A 19,583-nucleotide genomic window follows, 5' to 3' on the forward strand; every position below is an offset into this window, starting at 1 on the left:
AAGGAAGAGATCAATGAGACCGTTTCGCATTCGCCTGGCACTGATTATGATGGTGCTCATTGGCATTTCCGTCATTGTAGCCGGATATACGATGGGCAGAGTTTTCAAGACCACTCACATTGCTGCACTGGAGCAAACGATGGTGCGTGAGATTAATTTGTTAAAAGCCACCTTCCCGTTTCATGATGCTTCCAATCCGACTTCAGTAGAGACACGGAAGTATTACTCGGATCGGGCACTCGAATTGGATCGTCTGACAGACTCGCGGGTGACCTTTATCAATAAAGACGGTATAGTCATCGGGGATTCCGAGAGCGATCCTGCAACAATGGATAATCACTTGAATCGGGAAGAGGTTAGGACGGCTAACGAAAATGCTTTTGGACAGTCCATCCGGTATAGCGCAACGTTAGGACAGGATATGCTGTATGTGGCGCTGCCTGTCAATTCGGATCAAAGTGACATGATTGAGATGCCAAGCGGCAAATTCGACGGTTATATTCGGTTATCGATGAGTCTGCAAGCGGTGGATCAGGGACTTCAACGCGGATGGATGATTATGTTTGCCGCGCTGGGATTGCTCTTTTTGATTGTGGCATTTGTCAGTTATCGTGTAGCCAGAGGGCTAACGTCGCCAATCGAGCATATCACCAAAGTGGCACACCGGATTACAAAACTGGAGTACGATGCCAGAGTAAAAGTTACACGCAGGGACGAGATTGGCCAGTTGGGTCTGGCAATTAACGGAATGGCGGACAGTTTGCAGTCCCAGCTCAAAACCATTCGAGACAATGAAGCACTGCTTCAAAGTGTCTTGGCCAATATGACGGGCGGGATCGTCATGATTGATGCGACGCAATCGATCGCACTGGTCAATCGGGAAGCGGAGCGTATACTCGGTATCCAGGCCACGAAAGTTACAGGTAAACCTTATACTGAACTGAAGCGTCATTACGAGTTGACACGCACGATTGAAGAGAGTGTGGCTTTACAGGAACGTATGCACGAAGAAGTAAGTGTATTTAACCCGGAAGAACGGTTGATAAGGCTTGATGGTGTACCGATGTCGGAAGACAATGGTGGATATCGGGGCATGTTATTCCTTTTGCAGGATGTAACCGCGATTCGGCGATTGGAATCCATGCGCAGCGAGTTTGTTGCCAATGTCTCTCATGAACTCAAAACACCTGTGGCAGCGGTTAAGGGGTTCGCAGAAACCTTGCTCAGCGGCGGTGTGCAGGATAAGGAAACAGAACGCTCTTTCCTGCAGATTATCTATGATGAAGGTGACAGACTAAATCGGTTAATTGGAGATATTCTGGAGTTATCCAAGATTGAATCCAAACGTGCACCTCTGGAATGCTCCCCTGTCCATGTGCACTCGTTCTTCGAAATGGTGCTGGGAACCTTGTCCAAGGTGGCGGAGAAAAAGCAGATTCGTCTGGAAATGAATGTCCCTGAGGAATTGTATATCGAAGCGGATGAGGATAAAATGAAGCAGATTTTCATTAATCTTTTATCCAATGGCATTAACTATACGCCTGAAGGTGGAAGAGTGAAACTCCAAGTGAAGATGGATCAGACGAGTGAGGAAGAACAGGTTATTTTCTCGGTGTCTGATACAGGAATCGGCATACCCAAGAAGGATTTGCCGCGAATTTTCGAACGTTTCTACCGGGTGGACAAAGGCAGATCACGCAATTCGGGTGGAACAGGGCTGGGACTCTCTATTGTTAAACACTTGGTGGAGCTGCATCACGGCAAACTGTCGGTGGATAGTGAACTCGGGATGGGGAGCACCTTCCGGGTTATCCTGCCATTGATCCAGGAAGAAGAAATATAGTTTACTTCAAATGAAAATTAGGCGTATAGAAGCAAAATGTAAAATGAGTCATTTGCTTTACACAGCGTTAACAAATTAGTGCTATGATAGAAAAAGTGTTGTGGCAACAGACAACCTATGAAGAGAGAAGGGGTATCATGGCACAGCGTTTGCTGGTTATTGAAGATGAACCGACATTATCGAGATTACTTACGTATAACCTAACACAAGAAGGGTATGACGTAACGGCTGAGGACCATGGGTCAGCAGGATATGACCGTGCCTTGTCCCAGGATTTCGATTTGATCTTACTGGACTTGATGCTGCCAGGCATGAATGGTCTGGATATTTTGAACAAACTGCGCATTCAAGGGGTAAGTACACCTGTCATTATCCTTACGGCGAAGAATGGTGAAGCCGAGGTTGTGCAAGGCCTGAAATCGGGCGCGGATGATTATATTACGAAACCTTTTGGTGTATCCGAGCTCTTGGCACGGGTAGATGCGGTACTCAGACGTTATTCCAATGGCGATGATCTGCCGCAGCCTGAAGATAAAGACGGCTCACGCATTATTCTTGGCGAACTTGAAATTTATCCGTTGAAGTATGAAGTGACTTTAGGTGGACAATCGATCAGCCTGCGTCCGAAGGAGTTCGAAGTCCTGTTATATCTCGCTAAAAAACCCGGAGTTGTGCTGACTCGGGATGACCTGATGAATGCGGTCTGGGGTTTCGATTATATTGGAGGCCAGCGAACCGTAGATGTACACGTCAGTTCATTACGCAAAAAGCTGGAGCTTGATCCCGAATCCGTTCATATTGATTCCATCCGTGGTGTAGGTTATAAATTGGTTGTCAAAAGAAAAACTCCCCATCATTCTAGCTAAATGATCGGGGAGTTTTATTTTTACGTACATTTTACACAAAGGAAGATTTTTCTTCATTTATGGGGAGTAGGATGAGGTTATCCAAGTGATGCTTTGTACCTATAATTCCACCTTAGGGCGGAGCTAACACGTAAAGGAGAATGTGTAAATATGCCCACTTTGTTAGAAGCTAGACCTGAGAATCTGGATGCTGATTTACAAAAAGAGGAACAATCATCGGTTATGCCTGACTTGGAACCAGACGAATCAGTCAGCGAAATTCTTGATGAGCATGCCGTATCATTGTACGAATATTTCCGTCAGGTGCCCGTAGCAAAGGGAGATACTACCTGCGGAGAAGCGGCAGCTATGCTGAGTGATGGACTAGAACACCCGTGTATTGTGCTCTGTGATGAACACATGAGACCGACGGGATTATTGATGCGTGAGAACTTATATCGTTTACTGAACGGAAGGTTCGCCGCGGACTTATTTTATCGTAAACCGGTTGTGAATGCAGCTGACACGTCACCGGTTATTGTAGATATACATACGGAACCAGCAGCTATTATTGATGCTGCACTTCGGCGGGCTGAGGATCACTTCTATGACTGCCTGCTCGTAACGGAGCAGGAACGCTTGATTGGTGTGCTCACCATACGTGATGTGATGTCGCTTTCCCGTAAGCTGCAGCAGGCGGCATCCGCAGACCGGATATGTACCGTGACGGAGAGTGGACAGGAAATTTCACGCATTCATGAGGCCGTAACCAAACTGGTTCAAGCGGCGAATCAAACTGTACGAGAAGCTGGGCAAGTTATCCTCTTATCCAATGATGGGGAAGGACGACTGCGTCAAGTCGAGTCTTCCTACCTTCAGGTTCATGAGCATATGGGAGATCAGGGCAAACACGCCAGTCAGATGCTCGAATCCATCAAAACAGGTGCGGGGATGGCACGCTCCATTCGAACGCTGGCAGATCAGAGCGGACTTCTGGCATTAAATGCATCCATTGAGGCTGCTCATGCCGGAGAATACGGTAGAGGGTTCCAGATCGTAGCCGGAGAGATCCGCGCCCTTGCCAAGCAGACGCGAGAAGTTGCAGGCAACATGACGATATTGCTTCAGGACATCGAAGGTTTAACCCAGCAGACGGTATCTCTCATTCAGGCAAGTGGGAAGGAGATTGATGACAGTGCGGTGTATGTGAGGGAAGGAGCAGCGGCATTCGGAAAGTTAAACCGTGCGGTAAATGCGTTGTCCTGCATTGTTGAAACTATTGCTACCGAAGGCGTGGAAGCGGGTAGGGTTGCGGAGAATATCCAGTTGAAGCTAAAAGCCATGATTACAGATCATTCGGAGTTATGAAACGAAAGCTCAACCGAGGCACAGTTTATTGAAAATTGCAAAAGCAAAAAAAGAGAGACCCGGGACTTTGAACTAACGGCCGAGGTCTTCTTCAGGTGTTTTTTACATTCCGTTAACATGAAGGTGGTACTGTTTTTACAATGTTACGTTAGGATATTAAAGATGACCGTGCTAACGGGTAGAGCGTATTGGCGCTGGTCTCAACGTAAAGGGAATCCGATGATCCCTGCAGCGAAGGAGAAGTGAACATCCATGAAAGACCTCATTCATATTGATGGACTTAATTTATACTATGACACGCATCATGCGCTTAAAAATATATCGATGGACCTGCCGGAGAAGACCGTTACGGCGTTTATCGGGCCGTCAGGTTGCGGTAAATCGACATTACTCCGCACATTGAACCGGATGAATGACATGATTCCGGGTGTTCGTGTGGAAGGACAAGTTATGCTGAACGGTTCGGATATTTACAGTAATGAGATTGAGGTGGAGACGTTACGGAAACGGGTAGGCATGGTATTTCAACAGCCGAATCCTTTTCCCAAATCCATTTATGATAACGTAGCGTACGGACCGCGTCTGCACGGTGTAAGCCAAAAGGCAGAACTGGATCAGCTCGTTGAGCAAAGTTTGGTTCACGCGGCACTGTGGGATGAAGTGAAGGATGTACTGAAAAAGTCGGCGTTAAGTCTGTCTGGCGGACAGCAACAACGTCTGTGCATCGCACGTGCACTGGCCGTACAGCCGGATGTGCTGCTGATGGACGAAGCAACTTCGGCACTCGACCCCATCTCCACGCTGAAAATCGAGGAATTGGTCAAAGAGTTGCATCATAAATATACCATCGTCATGGTTACGCATAATATGCACCAGGCTGCGCGAGTATCTGGACGCACCGTGTTTTTCCTGAATGGCGAAGTGGTGGAGGCAGCTGATACGGAGACGTTATTCTCCACACCGCAAGATTCCCGGACCGAGGACTATATATCCGGCAGGTTTGGTTAAGGCGAGCTGAATAAGAACGATCCCGGTTTACCCGGAGATGATAGAGAAGGAGGACATGAAACTTATGATTCGCAGAAAAGAGTTTGATCAGGAGCTGGAAGAACTTCGCACCCTACTTAAACAAATGGGGGAACATGTAGGAAATGCCCTGGACGGTGCTATTAAGAGTTTGCAGACATTGGATGTGGAGAAGGCTCAGGTCATTATTAAGAATGATGCGAATCTCAATGCTCTTGAGGACAAAATCATGGAGCTGGGTTCCAAGCTGATTATTACACAGCAGCCCGTAGCCAAGGATTTAAGACGCATTATTGTGGCCTTCAAAATCTCCAGTGACTTGGAGCGTATGGGTGATCTGGCCCTCGATGTGGCTAAGGTGACCATCCGTATGGAAGGGCAAGAGCTGATTAAGCCGCTGGTGGACATTCCACGTATGGCGGAAGTGGTGAAATCTATGATTGATGAATCCATTGAATCCTATCTGAAGGAAAATACGGATCTGGCCTATAAAATGGCACAAACGGATGATCAGGTGGATCAGCTGTACAGTAACATGATCCGAGATCTCTATACGTTAATGACCGATCAGCCAACGAATGCATCACAAGCCATGTTGCTGTTGATGGTTGGACGTTACATTGAACGTATCGGTGACCATGCGACCAACATTGGCGAGAGCACCGTGTATCTGGTTACGGGTCAACGCCCGGACCTGAACCAATAAGTTATCGGGGGCAGGCTCTGCTGCACAAGCCGTGAAACATGCACATACAAGATAAGAGTTGATGATCGAAATGAGGAACTTTCTTCCGACTGGCCTGTGCACAGGCTGACTGGGAAGGAGGTTCTTTTTTTGCAGAAGAAAAGCGGGGAAAAGGGTTTTGAAGTTTTTTTGTTGTAGGTGGCAGGTATGGTATCATGAGAGTAGGTATGTAAGTGCAAGTCTGACCATATGATACGCGAGGTGCTGGAATGGACAAGTTTATTCTTATAGATGGAAATAGCATTATTTATCGGGCGTTTTTTGCTATGCCTCCCCTGACCAATTCGAAAGGGCTGCATACGAACGCGGTATACGGCTTTACGACGATGCTGCTGCGCTTGCTGGAAGAACACAAGCCTACGCATGTGATGGTGGCATTTGATGCGGGTAAGATCACCTTCCGCCACGAAGGGTATCAGGATTATAAAGGCGGTCGTGAGAAAACGCCATCGGAGTTGTCCGAGCAGTTTCCGTTGCTGAAAGAACTGTTGCAAGGACTCGGGATTGCGCAATTCGAACTGGCTGGTTATGAGGCAGATGATATTATCGGGACGCTGACCAAACGTGCGGATGAAGTGGGCAGACAGGTGCTGGTGGTATCAGGTGACAAAGATATGCTGCAGCTCGCTTCGGACCATGTACATATTGGATTGACGCGCAAAGGCGTTACGGAGATCGAGCTGTATGATCCTGCTCAGATTAAGGAACGTTACGGTCTGACGCCGTTGCAGATTATTGATCTGAAGGGTCTGATGGGGGATGCTTCCGATAATATTCCGGGTATTCCAGGTGTAGGGGAGAAAACGGCGCTGAAGCTGCTGCATCAGTTCGGTTCGGTGGAAGAGGTGCTGAACGGCACGGGTGAACTGAAGGGCAAGATGAAGGAAAAGATTGAAGCTCACGCCGAGGATGCAAGAATGAGTAAACAGCTTGCGACCATTCACCGCGAGGTTCCGCTGGAGCAGACGTGGGAGGATATGCAGTTTGACGGATTGAAGGAAGCGAGTGCTGGACCTGCACTGGCCAAGCTGGAGTTTAAGTCTTTGCTGGAGCGTTTGTCCTTTAGCGGCAGCATTGCTTCCGAGCAAGAGGCTATTCCGGCTGCAGAAGTGGAATCTACCATTGCAACAGAAGAAAACCTTGGAGAACTGATGGATGTACTGGGCTCGATTGACGTGCTTCATGTGGAGACGCATGGAGATAACCCGCATCAGGCGAAGCTAATCGGTCTTGCGGTGGGTGCCGGGGAGAAGTATACGTTCATATCTCCGGAATTGTTACAGTCGGGTGCGGCGGCTCCTGTACGAGAATGGCTTGCAAGTGCCGAGCAGCCGAAGCGTGGATATGATCTGCATCGCGTGGATTTGGCTTTGCATGCACATGGTATTGAATTCGCCGGTGCAGCATTTGATGTGCAACTGGCTGCCTATTTGCTTGATCCAACGGAGTCGAATCAGACGATTAGCGGGCTGACTTCCAAGTATGGGTTGCCTTCGCTGGTTGAAGACGATACCGTTCTGGGGAAAGGCGCGAAATACAAAGTGCCTGATGCGGATGTTCTGAGCGATTTTCTGTGCCGGAAAGCCGCTGCGCTGGCCGCGATTATCCCGCTTCAGGAACAAGCGCTGGAGAGCGATGAGATGAACTCGCTGTTCCATGAACTCGAGATGCCGTTATCTCGTATTCTTGCTGACATGGAGAAGCAGGGCATCAAGGCCAACACAGCTGACCTGCAAGCGCTTGGTAGTGAGTTTGAAGGACAGATCGGCAAACTGATGGCGGAAATCTACAAGTTGTCCGGCACGGAGTTCAATCTGAATTCACCAAGACAACTCGGCGAGATTTTGTTTGACAAGTTGGGCCTTCCTGTCGTGAAGAAAACAAAAACAGGCTACTCCACCGATGCGGAGGTGCTCGAAAAGCTGGCCCCTTACAACGATGTGGTGCAGCATATTTTGCAATATCGCCAGCTTGCCAAGCTGCAATCTACGTATGTGGAAGGTTTGCTCAAAGAGATATCGAGTCGGGATGGTAAGGTGCATACCTTCTATCGTCAAACCATTGCAGCGACAGGACGGCTGAGCAGCCAGTTCCCGAACTTGCAGAACATTCCGATCCGTATGGAGGAAGGACGCAAAATTCGGAAGGTCTTTGTGCCGTCCGAGCCGGGTTGGTCTATACTGGCAGCCGATTACTCCCAGATTGAGTTGCGTGTACTTGCACACATCTCAGATGATGAGCGGTTGAAAGAAGCTTTTGTGCAAGATATGGATATCCATACGAAGACTGCTTCCGATGTATTCGGCGTGAAGCCGGAGGATGTGGACAGTGATATGCGTCGTTCCGCCAAGGCGGTTAATTTCGGAATCGTATACGGGATCAGTGATTACGGCCTTTCTCAAAATTTGCACATTACACGGAAAGAAGCGGCACAGTTCATCGATCAATACTTCGAAGTATTCCAGGGTGTGCGTCGTTATATGGATGATATCGTGAAGGAAGCACGGCAGGACGGTTATGTGAAAACATTGCTGGAACGTCGCCGTTATTTGCCCGAAATCAACGCAAGCAATTTCAATTTGCGTTCCTTCGCGGAACGTACGGCGATGAATACACCCATTCAAGGTACTGCGGCTGATATCATTAAGCTGGCGATGGTACAGATGGATGAGGCGCTGCGGGAACGCAATCTTCAGAGCCGTATGCTGCTTCAGGTGCACGATGAGCTCGTGTTTGAAGTACCGGCGGATGAACTGGAACTGATGAAGGAGCTTGTGCCTTCAGTCATGGAAAAGGCGCTCTCGCTGTCGGTTCCGCTAAAAGCTGAAGTTAGCTTTGGTGAGAACTGGTATGAGGCAAAATAGATAAGAAAGGGTCCCGCTGAGCGTCATCTTCCGTTATAATATAAGGGAGGTGAGAACATCATGCCGGAACTACCGGAAGTCGAAACAGTCAGAAGAACATTGAATCAACTTATTGTAGGCAAAACCATTGATCATGTTACCGTTAATTTGCCGCGGATTATTCAGCGGCCTGATGATATAGAAGCATTTGCACTGGAACTGGCAGGACATACCGTGATTAGTGTTGAGCGCCGGGGCAAGTTTTTACGTATTTTGCTGGACGGGCTTGTGCTGGTCTCCCATCTGCGGATGGAGGGACGTTACGGGGTGTACCATCAGGACGAAGAGGTAGAGAAACATACCCATGTCATCTTCCACTTCAATGATGGTACGGAATTGCGATATAAGGATGTTCGTCAGTTTGGAACGATGCATCTGTTCAGTGCAGGCGAAGAACTGGTTTCGAAACCACTAATGAAGCTTGGATTGGAACCGCTGGATGAAGCTTTTACCGTGAATGCGTTCGCTGAAGCAGTGGGGAAACGTACCACCAAAATCAAAGCCGTTTTGCTCAATCAGGCATATGTCGTCGGGATCGGGAATATTTATGTGGACGAGGCACTCTTCCGTGCAGGTATACATCCGGAGACGATTGCCAAGACGCTGACTGAGGCACAGCTGGAGGTGCTGCACGAAGCCATTGTGGCTACGTTGCAGGATGCGGTGAATGCCGGGGGCTCCTCGATCAAGTCGTATGTCAACGGACAAGGCGAGATGGGCATGTTCCAGCATCAGCTGAAAATATATGGCCGTAAAGCGGAGCCTTGCCACACCTGTGGCACGTTGATTGAAAAAAGTGTCGTTGGCGGACGCGGGACGCATTTTTGCCCGAATTGTCAGCGACTTGATCTCTCTAACCTGAACTGAATCAATGAAATGATGAAATCATAGCACCCTTGGATTCCTCCCTCCATATACTGATATGGCAGAAATAAGCGGGCATATACCCATACTGACATCATCAGTTGGCACGTACCGCACAGGGGAGGAATCCGGGGTGCTGCATCATTTTATTTCATTACTGGCGCTTGCTTTTGCAGTGAGTTTAGATGGTTTCGGAGTTGGAATTACATATGGACTTCGGAGGACCAAGATTCCGCTCTTATCCATTGCTATTATTTCACTTTGTTCGGGATTGGTTATCGCATTGTCTATGCAGGTTGGGGTGTTATTATCTCATGTCGTGTCACCAGGTGTGGCTTCGATAGTGGGAGCTGTCATTCTGATTGTGATCGGTGCGTGGTCGCTCTTGCAACTGATTCTACGGCGAGGTAAAGAACATGAAGATACAGAGAGCGGAGTGTCGCAGGAAAAGGTGGTTCAGGGAAGCGGGACAACAGATTCAGGTCTGACATCTGGAGCCAAGAATCAATTGATGGTCCTGGAGGTGCAGCCTTCGCCAACGGATGGGTCGGTGGAACGAATGGTGTTTACACTTGAACTGCGCAAGCTTGGCGTGGTCATTCAAATCCTGCGTAGCCCGTCCAAAGCAGACATGGATAATTCAGGTAGTATCTCGGCTCAAGAGGCGATGTGGCTGGGGATTGCGTTGTCACTTGATGCTTTCGGAGCAGGGCTAGGTGCGGCGTTGCTTGGCTTCCCTACGCTGTGGACGGCACTCGTAATTGCATTGTTCAGCGGAGCCTTTCTGTCCGTTGGGTTGAAGGTTGGATTACGTTTTGCAGCACAGCGCTGGATGCAGAAGCTTTCGATTCTGCCAGCTCTGATGTTAATGATTATGGGAATATTCAAGTTGTTTTGAGGAGTAATTAAGTGTTATGAGGTGAGACGATGAATATAGGCTTAACGGGCGGAATCGCAACAGGCAAAAGCAGTGTTTCCGCCTATCTGGCCAGTAAGGGAGCGCTGCTCATCGATGCAGATGTTATTGCCCGGGAAGTCATGTTGCCTGGGCATCCCGTTTTGGCTGCCGCTGTTCAGCGGTTTGGACAAGCGATACTAAATGAGGACGGAACGCTGGATCGGAAAAAGTTGGGAAGTATTGTTTTTCAGCAACCGGAGGAACGTAAAGCGCTTGAGGCCATTACTCATCCGGCCATACGTAAGGAGATGCGTGACAGGGCAACTGCATATGAATTAAACCACCCGGACAAGCTGGTGGTATCGGATATTCCATTGCTGTACGAGTCGGGCCTTGAAGATGGTTTTGCGGAAGTTATGGTTGTGTATGTCCCGAGAGCAGTACAACTGGAACGGTTGATGAGTCGGGATCAGATGAACCGTGCTGATGCGGAAGCGCGCATTGCGGCACAGATGGATATCGAACGAAAAAAAGAGCGGGCAGATATCGTCATTGATAACAGCGGTTCATGGGAGCAGACGGAGCAGCAATTGCAATCTTTTTTAACGCATAAGGGCTTGTTATGAAAATATTGCGTAAAAAGCGTGTATTGTTGATTATGTTTGTTTCCTTTGTACTTGTGTTATTTCTAAACAGCAACTGGATGACATGGTTTTACCCGATTGAATATAAGGAAGAGATTCGGGCCCAATCTCAGAGTTATGAGGTGGATCCGTTTCTAATCGCTTCGATTATCAGGGTAGAGACCAATTTCAAGACGAGCAAGGAATCCAAGCGCGGTGCGATCGGACTCATGCAACTTATGCCAGATACGGCAAATTGGATTTTGGAGCAAGCCAAGATTCCTGATACTTCCCTGGAGGAATTAAAGCATGAACCGGGGCGAAATATTCAACTCGGAACATGGTATTTACGGAATCTGTCGGATCAGTTTAATGGCAACGAAATTGTGATGATTGCCGCGTATAATGCCGGACCGGGGAAGGTCAGCAGCTGGTTGAAAAACGGTGTATGGGATGGCAAACTTGAAACGGTAAAGGATATTCCTTTTGGCGAAACACGCCACTATGTACAACGGGTCATTTACTATTATAATCAGTATGTGAAGATCTACGATACGTTCTAGAGCGATGCCTGCAAAAGAGATACAGAAAGCACGGAGCAGACCGGTAGTGTACCGGCCGCCCCATGCTCCTCTGTGTAACGTATTACGATGCAGATAATTATTGGTATTGACCTGCCAATTGCTGTTCTGCAATTGTTACCAGACGCTTCGTGATGTATCCACCGATCGAACCGTTCTCGTAAGAAGTCATGTTACCTTGGTATCCGTCTTGCGGAATGCTGATTCCGAGTTCTTGAGCTACTTCATATTTCATTTGCTCCAGAGCTGCGGAAGCTTTAGTTACAACCAAGTTATTGGAGTTACCGTTGCTTTGTGCCATTGCTGTTCACCTCCTCGCGGGTTGGTAAAAGTATTATGTGTCGCGAATGCGATTTTCATTACAAGATATGCTCAGGGAATATGTGGTAAAAAGTAAAAGTGGGAAGTGATCTTAGTTGAAATGTCCTTATTGTGGTTATTTAGGCACTAAAGTGCTGGATTCGAGACCAGCCAATGAATCCAAATCCATCCGCCGCCGCCGCGAATGCGAGCAGTGCGCCAGAAGGTTTACAACATTTGAGATGATTGAAGAAACACCGTTGATCGTCATTAAGAAGGACGGCAGCCGGGAAGAGTTCAGCCGTGACAAAATTCTCCGTGGTTTGATTCGTGCGTGTGAGAAGCGTCCGGTATCGGTGGAAACGCTGGAGATGATGGTATCTGAAGTGGAGAAGTCACTGCGTAACACAGCCGAAGCGGAGGTAGAGAGCCGTCAGATTGGTGAATTGCTAATGGAGCAGCTGTTTCCGGTGGATGAGGTGGCGTACGTGCGTTTTGCTTCTGTATATCGCCAGTTCAAAGACATTAACATGTTTATGAAAGAACTGAAATCACTGCTGTCCAAGGATGAACTGGAGGAGTAGTGTAGTGGGGGAAAAGGAGAAGAGCAATCCGGGGGCTATCGTTGATATGTGCCCGCAACATGAATGTTCTTCTCCATACGATTTCGGCGGTTCAAAAGGGTATTGACAGTCCAGAAGGGATTTTATATGATATAGAAGTCGCCTGTAAAATGAGTTTTTGCAGTGCTGGACAAGATGTAACTTCATATCCTGGGGCCTTAGCTCAGCTGGGAGAGCGCATCGCTGGCAGCGATGAGGTCAGGGGTTCGATCCCCCTAGGCTCCATACTAAGGAAAAGCCGCTCCGAAAGGGGTGGCTTTTTGGGTTTTAAGCGTATGAGGAGTAAACTGCAAGTTTTAGTTTATGTGGACTGACGTGTAGGGAAAGGGTTCACAAAATGCGTTTCATATAAGAGCGCATAGTCTGAAGCTAATGCTAAAGTTAACATAATAAAAATTTTACACCAGACGATGAAGAAAATAAGATGGAAATATCAAATAATATTAGAAAAGACAACATATGGAGTAGCACGTTTTTAAAACAAATAGTAGCTTGGTGTCTATATTAATTAAAATACTTCCAGTGAGTGAGGTCTTCAATGATGTGGTCATTCATTCTAAATGTTTATGAATACATAATTCTTGTTATTTCTTTAATAGATAACTTGGGCACTTGGATAGTTGTGAGGATTCTGCTCATGTATGGTTTCTTGCTTGTTTGTTTGACTGTTTTATTGGTAGTTTATGATATGCTTATAATTAGTTTATCCCAATTGTTGGCTTATCTATATGAATTATCAAGAAAGAGAAGATCCATTTCTACAATAAGACTGCTCTCTGAATGGTTCTATTTGTTTGACAAGCTTTTATATAAAATTTCACCACACTTATTTCAATATAGTTGGCCAAGTGACAATGTGTTTAAAAAGTCAGATAAATACAGCCCGATTGTGCTATCTCGTACTTTAAGTGCATTATTTATTAGCATGGTTGCAGTTAGCCCTACTAATTTTGTAATTTGGGGTACAATTGCTATGTACTATTTTCCTACTGCCCCTATAGCAAGCTATAATTGGCTTAGACAATTGTCTTTTGATAAGGTTTACTTAGCCCTTACAAAATTTGAGTATGAGAAAGTAAATGATTTTGTTAGTTTTAGTCTGTTTGTTCTCTCTCTGCTGATCCTTTTACGGTTATCTTCCTCTTCATTTAAATGGCGTGCTATGATGAAAGTCAATGAGGAGAAGTATGAAAAAGTAATTAGATATCAGGAAACTATTGAGAACGAGTTATGGAAAATTAGAACCGGGTCATACACTAATATTTCCGAACTCAATCTTAAAATCAGTTCTTTACCGAATATTTATTGTCAGTTAGTTACGAAGACTGATAATTACTTATTTGAAGATAATAAGTTAAAACGAAAGACGAAAGAGTCTTGGAGACATTTCCAGTACAAGAACATTCAGGATATTTACAAAGGGCTTGAGTCTTTCCAAGTTCCTCTACAGAAGATAAATGAAGTCTTAAAAGATATTTCTGATTTGAAAGTTGGCTATATTTATCTGAGAATTAACAAGTGTGTGAGGTATGAAACAATTAAATTGGGACTGTATAGAGAAACTCATCTTGATTGGGAACTGATTGAAGGAGATAAATTTCGGAAGGCTATTGAAAATAGGTTAGAGAAAATTTCATATTTATCTGATCGATTTATGAAATTCAAAAAAATTAATAATGGTATGCTAAGTAAAAATGAGTTCGTTGAAGAATATAACAAATATGGTGGTTCGGTTGCTTACGAGGACATAGTAAAGTATACAGAAAGTAAATTGGAAGAAGAACTAATAAATTTTAAGAGATTTCTCCATAGAGCACTGGAGGAAGCGATATTTTCTCATACTGTCCTTGAGCAATATCTCACACTTTCGCATAAGAATACACGATTTAGTCTGCTTAAGATAATCTCTAACTTTATTACTAAATAGAATTCTGCTTAAATGCTTCAAAAAGATAGATGAAATCGAGACTACATTTTGACTTACTTAGTTACACGCTGGGTTATTGTTGTGAAAATGACTGTCCATAGAAGAGCGAATTTCTGCCAGTGAAGCTCTCAAAAGTTCGATCACCCTAAACTACATACTTCAAGAAAGAAAGAACGTCATGTGGTTGCTTTTACTGTGGAAAAATAGGGACTGTAATCTAGCAGGACCCATAATAAGGGCCGTTCAAGAGTCGTAGAAATTATGTGATTTTTAATAAGATCCTGAACTTTGAAGGAAGCGAGTATAATACAGCCCAATAGACCGCGTTAATATTATTTGCTTAAGTAACAATTGTGGTATAGAGCATCACTGGCAGCGATAGGTCAAGGGGGCGATCCCCTTAGGTTTCATAAGAGTGTTACAAAAAAACGGCAGAAATGCCGTTTTTTTGTTGGAGTCAATTGTTTCTCATGTCACAGATGAAAATTTGTTTCTCTGTGGCTAATAACGAATGTATGTAATTGACGCATGTGGAATTTCTATTATGATGATATGGGGGGAGGGTTGTCTTATGCCGAAAAATGATAATATGTTAGCCATTCTATGGATGTTAAATTCGGGAGAAAAGTTAACTGCAAAACAAATATCCGAAAAGTTAGAAGTCAATATAAGAACCGTTTATCGGTACATTGATGCACTATGTTCTAGTGGAGTGCCGATCATATCCGACGCAGGTCATCATGGTGGATATAGCCTGTTGCATCATTTTATCAGAGCGCCTCTGCTATTTGATATCGAAGAAAAAAAGACACTCCTTCATGCTGCTGTTTTTGCAAAAGAAGCTGGATACCCATCGAGCGAGACATTAGAGAATGCGACAGCCAAGTTGAAAATGTATTCGAATGAGCAACAGGAGAGCGAACTAAACAAACATGTAGCTGGATTTGAAGTGATAAACCGCATGGTCAGCCCTTCAAGTCAGCTCATATTAGCGGAATTGGAACATGCTGTAGAAAACGAAATCACTGTAGAGATGGATTACCGTACAAACCATGAAGATAAGCCAAAGAACAGGATGATCGATCCTTATGGAATCGTTTACTGGAACAATAAATGGTATACGGTTGCATTTTGCCACTTAAGAAATGAAATACGAAGTTTCCGGGTAGATCGGATTTTACGAATCAAGCGTACTCAACTAATCTTTAAGCGTCCTGAAGCTTTTTCTAGCCGTGAATTTTTTATGAAAAACCTGTTACCTGATCTTGTAGGTAAGGACGGGTTAATTTGTTTAAGGATCGAAGGCAGGCCAGAGGCGTTAGATGAACTAAGCATGCATTGGTTTTTCGGCCATCATCTGCAAGAGCGAACATTGAATCAAGCCATCTTTTTATTTGAGGAAAAATCCATTCATCATTCTGTCCCTTATTTTCTCCTATCCTATGGTACATCCATTCGAATCATCGAACCCCAGCGTGTGAAAGACAGACTTGTTGCTGTTGCAACAGAGTTAATGGAATATTATCAACAATAATAGCTTCACTGACAGCAGATGTCAGTGAAGCTATTTTATAATGAGATAGTCAGTGATTATCGATGGATTGTAGTCCTTGATAGATAAGAAAAGGGAGAAATTTAAAAATGAAAAATACAGTATATCTTTATGTTTTTGACAGCATGTCCGATTGGGAAATAGGTCATTTAACGGCCGAGCTGAACTCAGGAAGATACTTTAGAAAGGGACTGGCTTCAGCACAAATAGTAACCGTTGGGATCGAAAAGACTCCAGTAACTACAATGGGCGGATTGAAAATAATACCTGACATTAAAGTGGATGAGTGCAGAATTAGCAGTATAGATGCACTAATTTTACCAGGGGGAAACACATGGACAGAGGATATTCACAGGCCCATATTAAAAATTGCCGAGATGTGTCTACAAGAAGGGATCGTCGTTGGAGCCATCTGTGGTGCTTCCATAGGACTCGCTCAAGCAGGATTATTAGATTCACGTTTTCATACAAGCAATGATCTGGCTTACCTTAAAATGATTTGTCCGTCTTACACAGGCGAAGAATATTACAAATTGGAATCTGCAGTTACCGATGGAAAACTGATCACCGCTTCCGGAGTAGCTCCACTTGAATTTTCTGTTCATGTTTTAAGAGCGCTAGATGTGTTTTCTCCAGAAACATTAGAAGCATGGTATCATCTTAATAAAACGCATGAACCTCAACATTTCTACGAATTAATGAATTCAATTCAATGACAGCTCTACTCAAAGAGAAACGCCACCACTTCAATGTGATGGCGTTTCTTTGATGGATCGCTTCGTAAATCTGTCTTCTTATTGGTAGTAAAGTAAGGACTTTTGCTAAAATGGTTCTTTAGGGGGCCACTTTAGGTTAGATATTGTTCAGTTTGAAGCCGCTCGGCGCACCGGGTACGGCCGGTTTTCGCTGTGCGAACATCCAATCAAAGACATCGGTGTAGTCATTGTTCCAAGCTGGCAAGTTAGAGGACTGTGCTGTGGGAGCTATTGTCCAAGTTCCCATAGTTATCTGGTTATAAAGAACCGCCGCTTCAACTTCATGGGCTATATAATCAGCCAGAACAGGTGTGTTGGCAGGATTCGGCCTCAGATTCGGTTGATCAAATTGATTGTAGGGCCATGTAAGTACTTCATTACTTTCAAAGCGTGAAGCCCTCGCATTGACCATTTTCGGCATATTGGTATTGATGAAATTATTGAGGTTAGTCTGGTAGCTTCCAACATTATGAGCATTTAAAAACATCCAATAGGCCAGGGTGGTGTGAGCGTTATTGTCCTTAGCGTTCGGTGAACCGCTTACCGGGGCCATAGGTGCGGCGGCGGCGAAGAAACCAGGGTGGCTGTTAACTAAGTTGTTCGTATACTGGCCTCCCCAGGAGAAGCCCGCCGCGTAAACACGGTTAGGGTTTACTTCGCCGCTGGCAATCAGGGCGTCTATGACCTTCTTAACATTCTCTGTTGAAGGAACGGATACGCCGTTATAGGAAATATTCAGGATGTGGCTGGCGTATTTTTCAGGATTCTGTGCCATTTTTTTCATCAGAGCGACGGAGCCGTTGGCGGATTTCATGGCTGCTTTTTGGTCGGCTGCTGCGTTTGTTCCGCCGCGTGACATGCCATGGGTATACACATACAGCGGTAATCCTTTCATCACGTTACCGTCTTCATCCTTGTGAAGGTAGAGCGAACGATTGACCGAATTATCCGTGAATGTTGTGAACTTATCAAGGATGGGATTCACAACTTTTTCCTGTTCAAAAACTACGTTTTGAAGCGGATTCCCTTCTGTTAGTACGATCTCACCCTTGGGGATGAGGGTGTAAACCTGTTTTGTCGAGTTACTACTGCCATCTAGTGTTGTATTGCCGCCGCTTTGTGAATAAAATTCAGACTCAACGACGATGTAACGGCCACTCGCCAGTCCGTCCTGATAATCTGGTGAATTGCTTACCGGCCCCACATAGCCTCGTACCTTAGGTTCGTCATTAGCGTATACCCTTGTGATCTTGCGTGGTCCTTCAAAGGTCACTGCTTCACCGTTTAGGGTCGTATTCCTAGCCGATAAGGCAAACAAGTCCGGATTAAGCGCGGAGCCTATCGCCGCCTTCTCTTCGCCTAAATCAATGATAACAGCCGTAGTGTACTCGCCACTGGCGAAGTTGTCATTCCATACGATAAAGGGAAGTATGCCCGCGTCCGGATCATTTTTGAATGTCACATGAATGGTATGATTAGCCTCAATATTCGAAAAGGTATAAGTGCCAGCAGATGGTGTCACGCTCTCGCCATCTACCGTTACCGTATCCACAACTTTACCGGAATCGGGGGTAAACGTAATTTCTTTGTTAGAGCCCCGATCCACTCTCAGCACATCGCCGGGTGGGTTCGACATGATTGAGCCGCCCGGTCCGGCAGTGGCGGTAATGGATAATCTAGTGTCCACTTCATTGGCCGAGATGAGCTGCAGGCTGTCTGTAAATGAATCAGAGCTGGTATAAGCTGCGTCTGGAATTCCAAAAGAGGAAACGACTTCATAGCGGTCAGCACCGTTTTCTGTCGAGTTATTGATATAAACCTCAAAGGTAAGCATTCCCTCCTGTAAGGTCAAATTTCTTTTGGGTATTCTCATCTCCACAATGTATCCTGTTTCCGTGATCTGGGTCCATGCAGCTCTGCCTGGAGCGGCCTGCCCTGAAAATACACCCGTCGAGCTGACGCGCCATTGGTTTGAGCCTCCGTTTCCGGTACCCACATAAAACTCCAGGCTGTCATACCGATGATCTGCGCCAGCTCCCTGATATAGATTACTATCATTCACAACTACGCGGGCATACAGGTATTCATGATCCCAAAGGATTCTGGCTGTACCCGTGGCATGGGGTCTGGGGTCGGTGGGTACCGTGCTTTTGTTGATGTGATGCTCCATGGTTTGGCTCCAGAGGGGGTCGTTTGACCCGAGTTCGGGAGTTCCAAAAATGGCGGCCTTTGTTTCATTCGCTTCTGCTGAGCTCTCGATGTTGTCATTGTCGGCAGCGTAGCTCGTAGGCATTAGCGAGGCCACCATGACCAAGCAACAAAGGAACGCGAGCATTTTTCTAAATCGTTTTGGCATAGATGCAATCCTCCTTATTTTTTGATCCGGTACGCTCATGGTTTACTCGCATCCGTATTTGGAAGCGTTATCAAGTTGACAAGCGCACAACTATATATATTATGTTTATCTGGGGTTAAATCCTTTAATTTGAATGCAGAGTATATTTTGGAATAAAAACGATGACTTCGAGGGATAGGGACAACGCTTCAGTCCACATCAAATTTCAAATTGTAATAAAAAAGTCCACGTTATTAACATGATAGTACATTGAATTGAAATATCGGAACACGTAATATGAAAAAATGTAAGCGTATTCATTTTGGGGTGATCCTCTAGTTTCTTGAGTGAAGGGGTCTTGGTTTGAAAGCGAGCTATGGTTTTGTGTGCTTCTG

Annotated in this window: 16 protein-coding genes and 1 tRNA gene; 15 read left to right on the forward strand and 2 right to left on the reverse strand. The window is 45.6% G+C overall.

Annotation, left to right across the window (positions count from 1 at the left end):
• Positions 1–13: 13 nt before the first annotated feature.
• The 10 genes from pnpS to ACUTVW_RS04425 all read left to right on the forward strand — a co-directional run bounded on the left by pnpS (position 14) and on the right by ACUTVW_RS04425 (position 11,678).
• Complete coding sequence (gene pnpS, locus ACUTVW_RS04380; RefSeq protein WP_445644646.1) at positions 14–1,843, forward strand: two-component system histidine kinase PnpS; 1,830 nt, start codon at positions 14–16, stop codon at positions 1,841–1,843.
• Between the two features lie 137 nt (positions 1,844–1,980).
• The gene (locus ACUTVW_RS04385; RefSeq protein WP_090920260.1) at positions 1,981–2,709 is read left to right on the forward strand and encodes a response regulator transcription factor; all 729 of its coding nucleotides are present in this window, start codon (positions 1,981–1,983) and stop codon (positions 2,707–2,709) included.
• A gap of 150 nt (positions 2,710–2,859) precedes the next feature.
• Positions 2,860–4,056 carry a methyl-accepting chemotaxis protein gene (locus ACUTVW_RS04390; RefSeq protein WP_445644647.1) on the forward strand — a complete coding sequence of 399 codons (1,197 nt, stop codon included), beginning with the start codon at positions 2,860–2,862 and terminating at the stop codon, positions 4,054–4,056.
• 252 nt (positions 4,057–4,308) lie between these two features.
• Entirely contained in the window at positions 4,309–5,064 is a 756-nt protein-coding gene (pstB, locus tag ACUTVW_RS04395; RefSeq protein WP_434751948.1) for a phosphate ABC transporter ATP-binding protein PstB, read from the forward strand.
• 64 nt (positions 5,065–5,128) lie between these two features.
• The gene (phoU, locus tag ACUTVW_RS04400) at positions 5,129–5,788 is read left to right on the forward strand and encodes a phosphate signaling complex protein PhoU (protein ID WP_445644648.1); all 660 of its coding nucleotides are present in this window, start codon (positions 5,129–5,131) and stop codon (positions 5,786–5,788) included.
• A gap of 248 nt (positions 5,789–6,036) precedes the next feature.
• On the forward strand, positions 6,037–8,691 hold the full coding sequence (polA, locus tag ACUTVW_RS04405) for a DNA polymerase I (protein ID WP_445644649.1): 2,655 nt from the start codon (positions 6,037–6,039) through the stop codon (positions 8,689–8,691).
• Positions 8,692–8,751: 60 nt separating this feature from the next.
• Entirely contained in the window at positions 8,752–9,597 is an 846-nt protein-coding gene (mutM, locus tag ACUTVW_RS04410) for a DNA-formamidopyrimidine glycosylase (RefSeq protein ID WP_445644650.1), read from the forward strand.
• A 130-nt stretch (positions 9,598–9,727) separates the two neighbouring features.
• Positions 9,728–10,492, forward strand: coding sequence for an MntP/YtaF family protein (locus ACUTVW_RS04415; RefSeq protein WP_445644651.1), 765 nt, complete (start codon positions 9,728–9,730; stop codon positions 10,490–10,492).
• A 29-nt stretch (positions 10,493–10,521) separates the two neighbouring features.
• Entirely contained in the window at positions 10,522–11,118 is a 597-nt protein-coding gene (gene coaE, locus ACUTVW_RS04420) for a dephospho-CoA kinase (protein ID WP_445644652.1), read from the forward strand.
• On the forward strand, positions 11,115–11,678 hold the full coding sequence (locus ACUTVW_RS04425; RefSeq protein WP_445644653.1) for a lytic transglycosylase domain-containing protein: 564 nt from the start codon (positions 11,115–11,117) through the stop codon (positions 11,676–11,678). Before coaE ends, ACUTVW_RS04425 begins: the two co-directional genes overlap by 4 nt.
• 97 nt (positions 11,679–11,775) lie before the next feature.
• On the opposite strand, the gene ACUTVW_RS04430 is transcribed toward ACUTVW_RS04425, so the two are convergent.
• Positions 11,776–11,997: an alpha/beta-type small acid-soluble spore protein gene (locus ACUTVW_RS04430; protein WP_017689472.1), complete on the reverse strand. Its 222-nt coding sequence runs from the start codon at positions 11,995–11,997 to the stop codon at positions 11,776–11,778.
• A gap of 115 nt (positions 11,998–12,112) precedes the next feature.
• On the opposite strand from ACUTVW_RS04430, the gene nrdR reads away from it, so the two are divergent.
• From nrdR to ACUTVW_RS04455, 5 genes are all read left to right on the forward strand, one after another.
• Positions 12,113–12,580: a transcriptional regulator NrdR gene (gene nrdR, locus ACUTVW_RS04435; protein ID WP_445644654.1), complete on the forward strand. Its 468-nt coding sequence runs from the start codon at positions 12,113–12,115 to the stop codon at positions 12,578–12,580.
• A 191-nt stretch (positions 12,581–12,771) separates the two neighbouring features.
• A tRNA-Ala gene (locus tag ACUTVW_RS04440) sits at positions 12,772–12,844 on the forward strand.
• Positions 12,845–13,256: 412 nt separating this feature from the next.
• Entirely contained in the window at positions 13,257–14,546 is a 1,290-nt protein-coding gene (locus tag ACUTVW_RS04445) for a hypothetical protein (protein WP_445644655.1), read from the forward strand.
• A gap of 571 nt (positions 14,547–15,117) precedes the next feature.
• Positions 15,118–16,080, forward strand: coding sequence for a helix-turn-helix transcriptional regulator (locus ACUTVW_RS04450; RefSeq protein ID WP_445644656.1), 963 nt, complete (start codon positions 15,118–15,120; stop codon positions 16,078–16,080).
• Between the two features lie 107 nt (positions 16,081–16,187).
• Positions 16,188–16,814 (forward strand): type 1 glutamine amidotransferase family protein, encoded by a 627-nt coding sequence (locus tag ACUTVW_RS04455; protein ID WP_445644657.1) that lies wholly within the window; start codon positions 16,188–16,190, stop codon positions 16,812–16,814.
• 136 nt (positions 16,815–16,950) lie between these two features.
• Here the strand turns inward: ACUTVW_RS04455 and ACUTVW_RS04460 are convergent, their stop codons facing one another.
• Positions 16,951–19,209 carry a sugar-binding protein gene (locus tag ACUTVW_RS04460; protein WP_445644658.1) on the reverse strand — a complete coding sequence of 753 codons (2,259 nt, stop codon included), beginning with the start codon at positions 19,207–19,209 and terminating at the stop codon, positions 16,951–16,953.
• Positions 19,210–19,583 lie beyond the last annotated feature (374 nt).

The organism is Paenibacillus sp. TSA_86.1, from assembly GCF_052691815.1.

Coding starts and splice junctions, on each gene's coding strand:
- pnpS (WP_445644646.1), top strand. CDS start 14: ATGAGACCGTTTCGCATTCGCCTGGCACTGATTATGATGGTGCTCATT.
- ACUTVW_RS04385 (WP_090920260.1), top strand. CDS start 1,981: ATGGCACAGCGTTTGCTGGTTATTGAAGATGAACCGACATTATCGAGA.
- ACUTVW_RS04390 (WP_445644647.1), top strand. CDS start 2,860: ATGCCCACTTTGTTAGAAGCTAGACCTGAGAATCTGGATGCTGATTTA.
- pstB (WP_434751948.1), top strand. CDS start 4,309: ATGAAAGACCTCATTCATATTGATGGACTTAATTTATACTATGACACG.
- phoU (WP_445644648.1), top strand. CDS start 5,129: ATGATTCGCAGAAAAGAGTTTGATCAGGAGCTGGAAGAACTTCGCACC.
- polA (WP_445644649.1), top strand. CDS start 6,037: ATGGACAAGTTTATTCTTATAGATGGAAATAGCATTATTTATCGGGCG.
- mutM (WP_445644650.1), top strand. CDS start 8,752: ATGCCGGAACTACCGGAAGTCGAAACAGTCAGAAGAACATTGAATCAA.
- coaE (WP_445644652.1), top strand. CDS start 10,522: ATGAATATAGGCTTAACGGGCGGAATCGCAACAGGCAAAAGCAGTGTT.
- ACUTVW_RS04425 (WP_445644653.1), top strand. CDS start 11,115: ATGAAAATATTGCGTAAAAAGCGTGTATTGTTGATTATGTTTGTTTCC.
- ACUTVW_RS04430 (WP_017689472.1), bottom strand. CDS start 11,997: ATGGCACAAAGCAACGGTAACTCCAATAACTTGGTTGTAACTAAAGCT.
- ACUTVW_RS04445 (WP_445644655.1), top strand. CDS start 13,257: ATGTATGGTTTCTTGCTTGTTTGTTTGACTGTTTTATTGGTAGTTTAT.
- ACUTVW_RS04450 (WP_445644656.1), top strand. CDS start 15,118: ATGCCGAAAAATGATAATATGTTAGCCATTCTATGGATGTTAAATTCG.
- ACUTVW_RS04455 (WP_445644657.1), top strand. CDS start 16,188: ATGAAAAATACAGTATATCTTTATGTTTTTGACAGCATGTCCGATTGG.
- ACUTVW_RS04460 (WP_445644658.1), bottom strand. CDS start 19,209: ATGCCAAAACGATTTAGAAAAATGCTCGCGTTCCTTTGTTGCTTGGTC.